General features: G+C 52.1%; 11 protein-coding genes. 4 read left to right on the forward strand and 7 right to left on the reverse strand.

Going from position 1 to position 12,559, the window contains the following annotated elements:
• Positions 1-34 precede the first annotated feature (34 nt).
• On the forward strand, positions 35-679 hold the full coding sequence (locus tag ACFOLF_RS16055; RefSeq protein ID WP_210044982.1) for a GntR family transcriptional regulator: 645 nt from the start codon (positions 35-37) through the stop codon (positions 677-679).
• Positions 680-820: 141 nt separating this feature from the next.
• On the opposite strand, the gene ACFOLF_RS16060 is transcribed toward ACFOLF_RS16055, so the two are convergent.
• From ACFOLF_RS16060 to ACFOLF_RS16085, 6 genes are all read right to left on the reverse strand, one after another.
• Positions 821-1,414 (reverse strand): TetR/AcrR family transcriptional regulator, encoded by a 594-nt coding sequence (locus ACFOLF_RS16060; RefSeq protein WP_210044983.1) that lies wholly within the window; start codon positions 1,412-1,414, stop codon positions 821-823.
• A 663-nt stretch (positions 1,415-2,077) separates the two neighbouring features.
• Positions 2,078-3,637, reverse strand: a complete 1,560-nt coding sequence (locus ACFOLF_RS16065) for a response regulator (RefSeq protein WP_210044984.1) — start codon at positions 3,635-3,637, stop codon at positions 2,078-2,080.
• A complete protein-coding gene (locus ACFOLF_RS16070) occupies positions 3,606-5,390 on the reverse strand; it encodes a sensor histidine kinase (protein WP_210044985.1) in 1,785 nt (594 codons plus the stop codon). The genes ACFOLF_RS16065 and ACFOLF_RS16070 overlap by 32 nt, the downstream gene beginning before the upstream one ends.
• 260 nt (positions 5,391-5,650) lie before the next feature.
• Complete coding sequence (locus ACFOLF_RS16075) at positions 5,651-7,384, reverse strand: extracellular solute-binding protein (protein WP_210044986.1); 1,734 nt, start codon at positions 7,382-7,384, stop codon at positions 5,651-5,653.
• Positions 7,385-7,486: 102 nt separating this feature from the next.
• Positions 7,487-8,359 carry a carbohydrate ABC transporter permease gene (locus tag ACFOLF_RS16080; RefSeq protein WP_210044987.1) on the reverse strand — a complete coding sequence of 291 codons (873 nt, stop codon included), beginning with the start codon at positions 8,357-8,359 and terminating at the stop codon, positions 7,487-7,489.
• A gap of 99 nt (positions 8,360-8,458) precedes the next feature.
• Positions 8,459-9,457: an ABC transporter permease gene (locus ACFOLF_RS16085; RefSeq protein ID WP_210044988.1), complete on the reverse strand. Its 999-nt coding sequence runs from the start codon at positions 9,455-9,457 to the stop codon at positions 8,459-8,461.
• A 240-nt stretch (positions 9,458-9,697) separates the two neighbouring features.
• On the opposite strand from ACFOLF_RS16085, the gene ACFOLF_RS16090 reads away from it, so the two are divergent.
• The gene (locus ACFOLF_RS16090) at positions 9,698-9,931 is read left to right on the forward strand and encodes a hypothetical protein (protein WP_210044989.1); all 234 of its coding nucleotides are present in this window, start codon (positions 9,698-9,700) and stop codon (positions 9,929-9,931) included.
• 26 nt (positions 9,932-9,957) lie between these two features.
• Here ACFOLF_RS16090 and ACFOLF_RS16095 read toward each other — a convergent pair whose 3' ends face one another.
• The gene (locus ACFOLF_RS16095; RefSeq protein WP_210044990.1) at positions 9,958-10,566 is read right to left on the reverse strand and encodes a hypothetical protein; all 609 of its coding nucleotides are present in this window, start codon (positions 10,564-10,566) and stop codon (positions 9,958-9,960) included.
• 448 nt (positions 10,567-11,014) lie between these two features.
• Here ACFOLF_RS16095 and ACFOLF_RS16100 point away from each other — a divergent pair, with 448 nt between their 5' ends.
• On the forward strand, positions 11,015-11,824 hold the full coding sequence (locus ACFOLF_RS16100; RefSeq protein WP_210044991.1) for a hypothetical protein: 810 nt from the start codon (positions 11,015-11,017) through the stop codon (positions 11,822-11,824).
• Between the two features lie 132 nt (positions 11,825-11,956).
• Positions 11,957-12,484, forward strand: a complete 528-nt coding sequence (locus ACFOLF_RS16105; protein ID WP_210044992.1) for a MerR family transcriptional regulator — start codon at positions 11,957-11,959, stop codon at positions 12,482-12,484.
• Positions 12,485-12,559: the final 75 nt, after the last annotated feature.

The raw sequence follows: 12,559 nt of genomic DNA on the forward strand, positions 1-12,559 counted from the left end.
GGAGAGACTTATCTCGGTCGAAAAGGAGACTGGCATGCAAGCGCCAAAATATCAATCACTCAAAGATCATGTGTACAATTACATTGCCCAAAAAATACAGGACGGCACGCTGCTCCCCAACCAAAAAATCAATGAAGCGGAGATCTGCAAGAAGCTGGATATCAGCCGTACTCCGACACGGGAAGCTTTATTTCAGCTGACTTCCGATAATCTGCTGGAGTATCTGCCCCGCAGGGGCTTTACGGTAAAAGCCTTTGATTCCAAAAAAAAGCTGGATTTCTCGCGCATTATCGGCACCCTGGATGCACTTGCCGCCACACTTGCCGTAGATCATCTGCAGGAATCCGATCTTATTGAGATGGAGAAGCTCGTGAATAAAATGGATCATGACATCAACCGGCTTGATTTCACCGATTACCATGCGGACCAATACCAATTTCATGAAATCTACACCCATAAATCCGACAATCCAATATTGATCGATATGCTGGTATCCCTGAAGAACGGCTTCGTCCGGCAATCATACTCCAGCGAAGACAAGAAGAAGCTTGCTGCGGTAATGAATGAGGTAAACTCCGAGCACCGCAGAATCGTCGAGCTGCTCCGCCTCAAGGATAAGGAGCAGCTGGAATGCACCCTGAAATACCACTGGCGCATTATCGATACCGATATGCTGTGATGATCGGGACTTGATCTAATCCCGGAAACCTTACCCCGGATAAAAAAATGAAAACGCAGCTTCTCTTGCGCAGAGAGGACTGCGTTTTCTTTTCTCCGATAGCGGCTCCTGTCTGGAAATTATTACAATCCGGTAAGTGTCCTATTCCGATGCCGGCCACGCTTTCATCGCATGTCCTACAACCCGGTTCAGCTTTTCGCGGGAAGCCCCGCTGGCAGCTTCTACAGCCAAGCCAAAGAGTACCGTTGAAAAGTAATGGCCCAGATCTACAGTATCGGTGCCGTCCGGCAACTCGCCTTCATCCTTAGCACGCTCAATGCGCAGCCGGATCACAGCCTCGGTTGCCGCACGGCGCTGAATCAGTTCCTTACGGATCGGCTCCGCTTCCTCTCCGCAGGAAAGCGCACCGTGAACAGTCAAACAACCTGGCGGGTGGCTGTCCTCCGTAAACGTCACAATCGCACCGTACAATGCTTTCTCTATGGCATCGCGCCCTTTCGCTTCACGAAGCGCCACCAGAAAGACACCCGATGTTTCATCCACATAAAGATCAACAACTTTATAAAACAGTTCCTCTTTGTTGCCAAAAGCGGCGTACAAACTGGGTCGGTTGATCCCCATAGCTGACGTCAGATCAGATAACGTCGTGCCCTCGTAGCCCTTCTCCCAGAACAAATGCATAGCTTGTTCCAGCGCTTCCTGCATATTAAACGCGCGGGGACGTCCCTTGGCCATTGCAAGCTCCCCCTCACTGATTTTATTTTTGTACCAATGAGTAAATTTTATTGGATATCCATACTTATGTCAAGGATGTCAGCGTAGATCCGCAGCTGTGACGCCACCCTTAAGAAAGATCCAGCTTCCTGAAATATTCCATTTTGCTGTTAATGAATCCATTATCAAAGTCGGCTGCTCCTATAAATTCCGATTCACTGAAGCATAAGCCAAAGAGCCAGAGCTGTCGAAGCGCAACAAATATCGGGACGGCTTTCACGTCATTCCCGCTGATTGACCTGATGTCTCTGTAGCCGTTTATGCGTCAATTTCCCATCGTCCGTAAAAGCCGTATTGGTATTGCCATGCAAGTCCCATGACATATTCCCCAGTCCAGCCCTACTTTAATATGCTTTATTGCCTATTTCTTCTGTCGGCACGGTAAACCCTGAACATATATTTGGCATGTATCGCTTCCACGATATAAGTATCGTTCATTCCTCTTAGAAAATACTGCAAAGAAACAGGCTCCTGAAACTTATAATGATCTTTGATATGCGACAGCAGAGCTTCTTTTGACAAAAGCGTATAAGCCGCAGGAACAAATTCACTTTTACCCCACCTTTTTAAAATTGCATATCCGCCAATAACTATACCATATTCTGGCGGGCTGACTTCCTAAATTCACCTTCCCTCCTGACGGACTGTCCGGTCATTCTTGCGGTAATCGAGCGGCGTTAAACCGACATGCTCCGAGAACAATCTGGAGAAGTATCGTGAATTCGGAATACCAACGCGTTCAGCAACCTCATACACCTTCAAATCCGTCGTTCTCAACAGCCCTCTCGCCTGATTCAGACGGACCTCCTGGACATAGTCATGGAAGCTTTGCCCGGTTTCCGTGCGGAAGAGCGCGGCGAACCAGCTGGGGCTCAGACTTACGCGCCTCGCGGTCTCCGCCAGTTCGATCCGGGCATAATCGCTTGCTATCAAGGAAATGGCCTTACGGATCTCCGTGCGCATATGTCCGGGAGATGAAGCAGAGGGGCGGCACTGAAGCAGCCTGTCGGCGATTTGTCTTGCTGCACCAATTAAAGCGGAAGCATGCAGCGCCGTCTCGGCCGCCTGCTTGAATCTCTCCGGCAGCGCTTCGCTGCCCGTCTCCCCAAGCTGCTCCCACCCGAAGGCTTCCAGCTGCGCATGAATGGCCTGTGCCATCTGTCTGACCTGGCCTGGCGCAGGCCGGAACGTGGTACCGATCTGGTCCCCCCACTCTCTTAGCAAAATTCCGGCCTGAGGGCCGTCAACCTGGCGGGCGGCATTGCCCATTTCCGCCAGCAGCACACGGAAGCGCTCCTGCGGAAAACATGTGAAACCAACAGCCTCCTCTTCCCGGACAATTTCTCTTGAAGGAGCATAGAAGCCCCTGTCGCATAGCGCCAGCCCCTGCTGATACGCGCGGGGCAATTCACATGGCCTGTGATAAACCGCCCCGGCAGCGACCACATAATCGCCGAAACCCGGGCTGCTGTGAAGCTTTTCTTCGATCCGGCTGCACTGCCTGCTGTACCATCCGTAGAAGGAAGCATCATTTTCACGCTGCGTGGAATAAAAATACAAGCACCAAGTGTCCGGTGTCATCCGGACCGGAAGGTACCTCCTCTCTTGATCCCCCTCCTCATGCCCGAACAGCTCCTCTGACCACGCCTCCTGTAGCGGCAGCGCCGTCCGGATAACGGCAACCGCATAAACGGGATGGACAAAGCCCGCCTGCTTCAAGCTCAGCAGCATTTGCTCCGAAGGGAACAACAACAGCTCCTGCAGCTGGATGCGCACAACAAGCTCGGTCTCCACATGCTCTTTGCGAAGCGAAGCAGCTGTCCGCTGAAGGGTACCCACAAACTCTTCCTCGCTGAGCATCACCTTCGTCAAATAATCCCCCGCCCCAAACCTCAGCGCCAGCTGTACCTTGTCAAAATCCTCATAACAGGTCAGCAGCACCACCTTCGGCGGCGAGGGCTGCTGCTGAAGCTGCCGGAGCAGCTCCAGTCCGTCCATAACAGGCATGCCGATATCCGTAACGACAATATCCGGCTTCAGCCGTTTCACACATTGGAGCGCCTGAAGCCCGTTCTCCGCTTCACCCACAATTTCGAAGCCGCGCGAGGCCAGTTCAAATCCGCGAATCCGGCGGAGCGCAAGCGGTTCATCATCAACCAGCAGTAATTTGACGGTTTGGTCCACCTGGTCCATCCTCCGTTTCAATCATCCTCAGTCTGACAGTCACGATCGTGCCTGCTGCTGAATCGCTCTCGATCCATAATCCGTAACCGTGGCCATAGTACAGCTGCACCCGTTCATGCACATTGCGGAACCCGATATGATTGCTGCTGTTTTGAGAAGCGCCGTCTGCCCCGACTCCTTTTCTCAGCAGACCGTCGATCTTCTCCTTGCTCATCCCTACACCATTATCCGCGACGATGATTTCCAGATCCTTGCCTGATTGTCTGACCGTGACCGACAGCTTTCCCTTTCTGTCCATGAGAGGGCGCAAACCGTGAAAAACCGCATTTTCCACAATCGGCTGCAGCACCAGCTTCAATACCGGTACAGCGGCAAGCTCCCGGGACGGATCTTCCACCGAGAATTCGAAGCGGTCCTCGTAACGGACGGACTGGATGTACAGGTAATCCTTCACATAGGTCAGCTCCTCGTCCAGCCGCCGCAGAACATGGGTGCGGTCCAGTCCGTATTTGAGCAGGCGGATCAGGACCGCCATGACGCGGTGGATATCGTCCCTGCTTTTGAAATCAACCATAATATCGATCGTATTAAGCGTGTTGTACAGAAAATGAGGGTTGATCTGCGAGAGCAGCATTTGAAAATCTGCCTGCCTCTTCTGCTCCTCCGTCTGCTTCAGCGTCACGATCAGCTCTTGAATGGTGCGCATCATCCGGTTGAATTCCCGCGCCATTTCCCCGAATTCATCCTGCCGCGCAACCTCGAATTGATGATCCAGATGGCCTGTGGCAATATGCCGGATGCCCTTCGTGAGCGATGTAATGGGCTTCGTAAACCACCAGGAGACGCCGATATATAGAAAAATAAGTCCTGCCGAGCCAAGCAGCAGAATCATGATCGCGAATTGAACGATCGGCCTGTATTTATTTTCGAGCGTCTTCACGTCGCCGACGATGACAACCTTCCAGAACGGAGCCTGATTCATGTCGGAGATGACGTAATATTCCCCGTTTCGCTCAAAGTTCGCCTTGGCTGCTGAAAGCGTTTGCGTATTTCGTTCTGCGTATTCCAGCGTTTCATAGCTGTTGCGCGCTACAATCGTGATGGAATAAATCAGCCTGTCATTGCGGTCATAAAGCAGCGTGCGCGTGTCATAGCTGCCGGCAAAAGCGGCGCTCCGCTGCACGATGCTGGTCACGTCGGTGACAAAAGCCAATACCCCTTCCTGCTTGCCGTCCTCATCAATAACCTGCTTGGTTACGATGCTGACGAGGCTGTTCGGCCCCGTTGAACCCATGGTTGATGTAAACGGCTCCGACCAGACGACGCCATTCCTGGAATCCGTGCTTTGTCCCCGGATAACGCCTATTTCCTTCTGCCCGAAGCTATCCCAGAAATACTCCGGATAACCGGCAATCAATCCGTCATGGCGAAGATAGACAACGCCCCGGACCAGCTCCGGCCTAGTCTGTGCGGCAGCCTCCATGGACCGGATCCAGTCCGCCGGCCCCTTCTCCCCATACAGGATGTCATTCTCAATGCCAAGCACATTGAGCACCAGATCATTCATCTGGCTCTCCATTAACCTTACCGACTGCACGACCATACCGTTCAGAGCGCTGTCCTGCGTCTGACGCAGAAAGGACGTTGTATTGGACTGCGCGAGCAGGATGACTGCCGCCTCCAGAATGAGACTCGGCATAATCAGCCAGATGAGCAGCTTGGTCCGCGCCCCGATTCGTCCGCTTCGCCGCATGGCCTGCACCTTCTTTCCTTCAGACTGACACCGCCGTACAATCAAAGTATACCTGCCGCCGCCCGGTGGTCAAGGCGTTGGCAGGTATCCATAGAAGTCCGATGATAAAGTCAGCTGTGCAGGAGGAACCGGTTAAACGCCAATCCTCTGAAAGTCCGGTGATTAACTGGCGGAGCAGGGGGAAATGCATGCGCAGCCGGATTTTTTTACCGGACCTTTAAAGTATGCACTGGTTGTGCCTGGTCCGATAAGACTTCAGACTACGGCTTCTCTACCCCCAGCTGCCCGGCAGCCTGATCAATCAGCATCTGGCCGCCTGCCTTCTTCCATTCCTCCACATATTGATCCCAATCATCAAAGCTCCGTTTGCCCAGCACGAAGGAAATCTCATTTTTCTGCACAAAATCCTGCAGCCGGTTCGTGGTTGGCCCATCCAAATTGAGCAGCATATCGTAATTGGTCACACGCGGATATGCCCGGACTTCATCCTGGTATTTGTCGCCCGGTTCGTTATACGGGAATTCGGCGGAATACTTGTGACGCTCCCAGATGAGCGTATAACCGACCGACTGCCAATCCATCATGCCCTTGAGCTCAGGCTTCATCTCGTTCTGCAGCTTCACCATATCGGAGTCATAGAAATAAGTGCCGTCGTCATTCTTGGTCACCTTGGTGTAATCCGGCCAAATTTCCGGTCCGCCTCCCTGGTTGCCGACCCAATAATATTTGTTCGGATACTGCACCGCATCCAGGAAATGCGCGATCCGTTTCATTTTGCCTGGGTCGTCGCCAACCTTCTTCGAGACGATGATAATGCCCCCTGGCGTACCGCCCGGTCCGAGCTTGCCTTCAGCATTCATGTCTGAGGTGAGCGGCGGAATCGGCGCCCAGTTCTTCATCGTATCCGCATTGTTCTGCGAAGCGGAGTACTGCTCCTGCAGCAGGTTCCAGCCTGGATAATTGACCATGCCGATTTTGTTCTGGAGGGTATACGACTTGAACTGCTCCCATTGAATCGTATACCAATCCGGCGCCAGCAGCTTATTGTCATTGAGCTTCTTGGCATATTCCAGGAATGCCTTCGTTGTTCCGTCAAGCATCGGATGATTGATTTTGCCATCCTTCACATTCCAGCTGCGGTGACCGAACATGTCGATGAGACCGGCCATCATGCCCCAGCCCTGTCCCGCGCCGGCAGCGCCCATGAACCAGGTGTCCGCCTTGCCGTTGCCGTCGGGATCCTGCTCGGTGACCGCCTTGGCGTAAGCGAACAGCTCATCCGCCGTCTTCGGCATTTGCATGCCCAGCTTGGCGAGCCAATCCTGGCGGATAAAGTTGCCCCACACATCCGGGAATGTCGGCAGACGCGGGATCCCGATCATTTTGCCGTCGTCGGTTGCCCATTTCCTGTATTCCTCCGTCACATAGTTCATCATTTGCGGCATGTAGGGAAGCATCTGCGTGGCGTCAAGCAGCTGATCCTGTTTGAACAGCGCCTGGGCGATCGGCCTGTCGCCCAGCAGCACCACGTCCGGCGCATCGCCCGACGCGAAGCGGACATTGGTCTTGTTGACCAGATCCTCCTGCGCCAGATTCGTGAAATTAATCTTCACATTGAAGGTTTTCTCATAGAACTCCTTGATCATATCCTTGGTAGCCGGCTGATTAATAAAGCCCTGAAGCATAATATCGATCGCATAGGATTTGCTCATATCGTCATACGCATAGCTCTTGTCGTAATCGACCGGAGCGGGGACATCCGGGAATGCTTCGGGATACTTGAGATCCTCCGGCTTGACTATACCTTCTTCAGAAGCGCTGCCTGCCGCGCCCTCATTGCCTGTTTCATTTGCCGGTTTATCGCCGTTTCCAGTGGATCCATTGGTCGTGCCAGTAGATGTCGAACCGTTATTCGAATTGCTGCTGCATGCTGCCAGCAGCAGCGTCAGAACAAGCAGCAGCGAGATCGTGATGGCGGTTGTTTTTCTGAACATGCCATATCCCCTTTTCATTCGTAAAATAGTGGTTGTCATCTATGCCAAGAAGCCCGCGGTGCTTCACCAGCAACTAATTATATGAATGGGCGCCTTCGCGAATCAGCCTTTAACGGCCCCCATGTAAACACCTTTCACAAAATACTTCTGCAGAAACGGATACACCATCAGGATGGGCAGCGTTCCCACGATAACCGTAGCCATTTTCATCGATTCCGGCGTTACGGCGCTTCCGTTGATGATCAGCGACTGCATCGCATCGCCTGAAGCGGCTGTCAGCATATTTTTGAGAATAAGCTGCATCGGGAACAGGCTTGCGTCATTCAAATAGACCATCGCGTCAAACCAGCTGTTCCAGTGGAAGACGATATTGAACAGGCCGATGGCGGCCAGCGCCGGAGCAGCAAGCGGAATGACGATGCGCACAAGCATCTGCAGGTCGCCAGCCCCGTCAATCTTGCCGGCCTCGATCAGCCCATCCGGCAGGTTCTCGATGAAGATCTTGATCACCAGCAGGCCGAAGCTGTCAACCAGATAAAGCAGAACAAGCGACCACAAGGAATCGATCAGCCCCAGCTGCTTGACGACCAGATAGGTCGGGATCAGACCGGCATTGAAGAGAATCGTCGAAACGACGAGGAACAGCATAATGGTGCGGCCGGGCAGCGTGCGGACCGACAACACATAAGCGCCGACGACCGTCAGAAGAAGCATCAGACCGGTGCCTGCCACGCTGCGGAAGATGGATACCCCGAAGGACTTCCAGATCAGCGGCGACGAAAGAATACGCTCATAAGCGGCGAATGTCGGATCATGCGGAATGATTACAAAGTAGTTGCGCCGCATCATTTCCACCTGACCGGTGAGCGACATGCCAAGCACATAAAGGAGCGGAAATACCGCCGACGCCACGATGAGAATGACGATGACATGGATGATGATCTGATAGGTTCTCTCCGCCTTGGATTTATACATGCTTCGTCCTCCTCAGGATTGGTGCAGAGCTTGCAGGGCAGTTTGTGTATCTGCGGCGGCAGACGGGCGGAATCAGCAGCAACCCGGCTTGTTTAAGGGCTACCATATGCCGCGCCCGGACAGCTTTTTGGCAAAATAATTGCAAATCACAACAAGCGCAAGCCCAATCACCGATTGGAATAATCCGACAGCGGTAGCCAGACTGAACTGGAGTCTCGCCAAGCCTTCCCGGTACACCCAGGTATCGATGACATCCGCCGTATCGAATACGGCATCATTGTAGAACAGCAGGATTTGCTCCCCTCCGGCATTAAGCAGAAACCCGAGATTGATGCACAGCACGAAGGTCATGACCGGCATAATGCTTGGCAGCGTGATATGCCGCATGCGCTTGAGCGGACCCGCTCCATCGATAACCGCCGCTTCATACAGCTGGGCATCGACAGTCGACAGCGCAGCCAGATAGATGATGGTGCTCCAGCCGATTTCCTTCCACAGCGCGGAGCTGATCAGAATGGGCCGGAACCAGGAGGAATCCAGCAGAAACTCATGACGCTCGAAGCCGAAGGCCTGCAGCATATTGTTAATGAAGCCGTATCCTACCGAGAAGAAACCGAATACGACGCCAAACACGATGACCCACGAGAAGAAATGCGGAATATAAATCAGAGTCTGCAGCCATTTTTTCAGCCGCTTGCTCATCATGTCGTGGAACATAATGGCCAGTATAATCGGAGGGAGAAAGCCAATAACCAGCCGCAATACACTAATTTCGACCGTGTTGCGGATGACGCCGGGAATTTCCTGCGACAGGAAGATATCCTTGAAATTCTGCAGGCCGATCCAGGGACTGGCGAAGACGCCCGAGCCCAGCTGCAGATCCTTGAACGCTACCACCCAGGCCAACAGTATCGGCCAGTATTTGAATACGACGAAATAGGAGAAAACGGGAATGAACAGCAGGTATAGTGTCCGATGCTGCTGTATGCGTTTCCACAATGAGGTTTTTAGCCGCCCCCCTGCAAGCTTGGCGTCTGCCGGTTGCGCTGCCGGTGCCGCAATTGCGGCTCTCCCCGTCTCGGGCTCTATCTTGGACATACGATGTGCCTCCCTTGCATTTGCAGTTCATGATAGCGCTTTCTGTTTTTATTCTAACATGTCTGTTTTGGCGAAATGTTCATTGTGTGATTGAAAATGTATACGGTGGAACTTTTCATAAAAAAATAGCACCTCCCGCAGAGGTGCTATCAGTAATTTTATTGTTGTATTTGGAAACAGCAACAATCAGGTATAATAAAACAAAGCTGAATTTTCCGAAAATCCGAGAGGAGCAGGCACATGGAAAAGTCACATCAACAGGTCCACGAAACGCAGGCAGCCCCTGAGGTCCTGTATCAAGAAGGATATGTGGACGAGAAACTGCTGCCCATCCAAAGAATTGAAGGAGGCGAGTCGCCCAAACAGGTCAAGATGCAGAACCTGCCGGTTCCCATACGAATGATCGGCTACTGTTTTTTTGGAATACTTGTGTGCATGATAATTATGTCGCTGGTGGTCAGTTTGATCCGCTAGCTCCTGCTTCGCTTTTCAATCCTCTTTCAGCAGCTTCCCGGGGTACATTGAATATTGAATTCAAAGGGCTCTGACGACAGCTTGAAGTCTTTTCGCTCTCCACCGCTCAACTCAACCGAAAAAGACGCTGTTCCTACCAGTTTATAATTTCCGGGAGTGTCGATCTTGATCAACCTCTTCCCGCCATTAAACGCGCTGCTGTCGGGGTTGTAAACGGCTCCCGGCTTTAATGTGCCCATTATGCCGATATCATTCGTAAGCAAGGCATTAATAAGCGGTTTGTTCTGTTCATCATAGATTTGGACCTGAATCAGCGGCGAAGCGTGCAGGAGCTTTATATTATGCCCGGACTTATTTGTCAATTCCGCAACAACCTCAATATTCTTGTTGATTTTCAACGTTTCGTCCATTATTTTCACTTTCACCTCGAAATCCTCCTCTTTGGGAGCTTGACCGGATTGTGCCTCAGGCTCCGCTTCCAAAGCCTGGCTGCCAGACTGTTTTTGATCTGCCTTCACACTGTCGGCGTTCGACGGCGGAGCAGGGTCGGGAGCTGTTCCAACGTCAATCATGTTATTCCCGCATCCGGACATCAATAAGACAAGTGAAAGCAGTATAAGCATTCCTATTCGCATATACTTGCGCCCCCTTTATAATGGCAAATCGGGTGTTTATTATTCATGTTAAAAACGTGTTCTTTCCAAATTTTGTTGCATCTTGGCACTCAGGAAAAAACGGCTCGCCAAGAACCGGATAGGAGCAGAATCAAGCCGCTTATGGCTCCTATGCCTCCTTCATTCTAATCATCGACTTGTATTCACGCAGGGCAGCGGCATGAGGAATTCGCTCCAATTAAGAGCTTGACACGCGCCGCTGACTTAACGTATAGTCGAACTACAACTTTTATGAAGTGTAACTCTTACAGCGGAAGCACCGGTAAGAAAAGGCGTTCAGCCTTTCTTGCTGGTGCTTTTTTTGTTGTCCTTATGGGCGCTGTCACCGCCATAAGCGCAAGCAAGCATGCCTGCCGAGGGACTATTCTGGCTCCTTGGCCATAAAATTTTAGGGGGTATTGTATTAATCATGTTAAAGAAAATGCTGATTCTGTTATTAACCGCAGGGCTACTATTAGCCGTGCCCAATGCCGTCATGGCAGCAGCCTTCAAATTGTCCGCCACCGCCAAGACCGCTATGGATAAGCTTGCCGCCTCGGACAAAACATCAGGCGGTAAAATAACCAGCCAATATAATGAGCTGCTGAAGGTGCAGGCGGAAACAAGCAAGACCGAGAGCGCGGTTACCCTTTTGCACAAGGCCAACAGCGACGCGGAGGCGCTGGTCCGCAAGCAGATCACGGCTATCAACGCCGTTAAACGAAGCCAGCTGGAGGCGCAGGTGAAGCAGACCCGGGATAAATATGAGCCGCTCTTCACCATGTATACGGCCCTCAACAAACAAATCTCAGCGGCACGCGCCTTGAACAGCAAAACATACAGCTCCATCCTCCGCTCCCAGGCTGATATCGTTCAATCCGCCGTACAGCTTGCCCGCGCCGATATCAAAATCAAGGAATCCGCGTTGAAGGCCGTCAAGGACAGCACCTCGCAGACAGCAAAAAAAATCCGCGCCACCCTCGATGAAGCGGATCCCCTGAGAGCGCGCATCTCAGCGGAGAAAAGCGCCATGTCCACCCCCAAGAAGCTGATCACCGAATTTGGCAAAAACCTGAACCAGGCGATCAAACAAAAATCGGCAAGCGGCGTGCTGGCTTCGCTTAATTCCATGGTCACGACAGCGCGCCAGCTCGGGGAGCAGAATAAAAAAATTCTCGATCTGGAGAAGAAAGTATCCGACGTGATCGCCAAAGCCAAAGGGCAAATTCCCAAGCCATAATCCGCTCCCTTTCACAGATTGGCTCGCAAAAGCACTTTGTTTATCGAACGGACACTACCTTTGTCGTCCATGCAGGGAGAACCTGTACACAACACGAATACCCTATAACTAAGCGAAAACGGGGTGATCGTAATGGATGTTTTAAAGACGAAGGATGCAGCAGCAGCGCTCGGAGTCAGCCAGACGACCGTGAAACGATGGGTCTCCATGTTCCCTGCCCATTTCATAAAAGACCGGTTTGGACATTATATTTTTACCGATCAGGATATCTCACGGTTGCGTTATATGAAGGAGAGGATCGATCAGGGGGAAAGTCTCGATCAGCTTGAACTGGAAAGTGCGGCCTGTAAGGAAGCTGTTGAACCCGAATCCGTTATGGACAGCGCGGCCGGGTATAGCGATGAGGTGCTGCTCCGCATTCAGCAGGTGGAGCACCTGCTTTCGCAGAAAGCCGATGATGTCGTGTCCATGCAGGTACTGCAGCACCGCAAGGAGCTTGAGGATCTGAACCGGATTGTAAATCAGCTCATGGAATCTGTTCAACAATTGGAGAATAAATGGACCAGATCTCGCCCGTTGGACAAGGAGATCCATCTGCCGGATCTTCAATCCCACCGCAAAAAACGCAGCCTTCTGCGCTCCTTGTTTCAGCTTTGGTAAAGCTGATGTCGGACAATCGGACGCGAAGAGAGAAGACCGTCATGAACCGGCGGTCTTATCCAGCATGCGTTATTG

This window comes from Paenibacillus sepulcri, assembly GCF_042647105.1.
In the GTDB taxonomy this organism is placed as follows: Bacteria; Bacillota; Bacilli; order Paenibacillales; family Paenibacillaceae; genus Paenibacillus_Z; species Paenibacillus_Z sepulcri.

Coding starts and splice junctions, on each gene's coding strand:
- ACFOLF_RS16060 (WP_210044983.1), bottom strand. CDS start 1,414: ATGGCCAAGGGACGTCCCCGCGCGTTTAATATGCAGGAAGCGCTGGAA.
- ACFOLF_RS16080 (WP_210044987.1), bottom strand. CDS start 8,359: ATGTATAAATCCAAGGCGGAGAGAACCTATCAGATCATCATCCATGTC.
- ACFOLF_RS16075 (WP_210044986.1), bottom strand. CDS start 7,384: ATGTTCAGAAAAACAACCGCCATCACGATCTCGCTGCTGCTTGTTCTG.
- ACFOLF_RS16070 (WP_210044985.1), bottom strand. CDS start 5,390: ATGCGGCGAAGCGGACGAATCGGGGCGCGGACCAAGCTGCTCATCTGG.
- ACFOLF_RS16090 (WP_210044989.1), top strand. CDS start 9,698: ATGGAAAAGTCACATCAACAGGTCCACGAAACGCAGGCAGCCCCTGAG.
- ACFOLF_RS16055 (WP_210044982.1), top strand. CDS start 35: ATGCAAGCGCCAAAATATCAATCACTCAAAGATCATGTGTACAATTAC.
- ACFOLF_RS16095 (WP_210044990.1), bottom strand. CDS start 10,566: ATGCGAATAGGAATGCTTATACTGCTTTCACTTGTCTTATTGATGTCC.
- ACFOLF_RS16100 (WP_210044991.1), top strand. CDS start 11,015: ATGTTAAAGAAAATGCTGATTCTGTTATTAACCGCAGGGCTACTATTA.
- ACFOLF_RS16085 (WP_210044988.1), bottom strand. CDS start 9,457: ATGTCCAAGATAGAGCCCGAGACGGGGAGAGCCGCAATTGCGGCACCG.
- ACFOLF_RS16105 (WP_210044992.1), top strand. CDS start 11,957: ATGGATGTTTTAAAGACGAAGGATGCAGCAGCAGCGCTCGGAGTCAGC.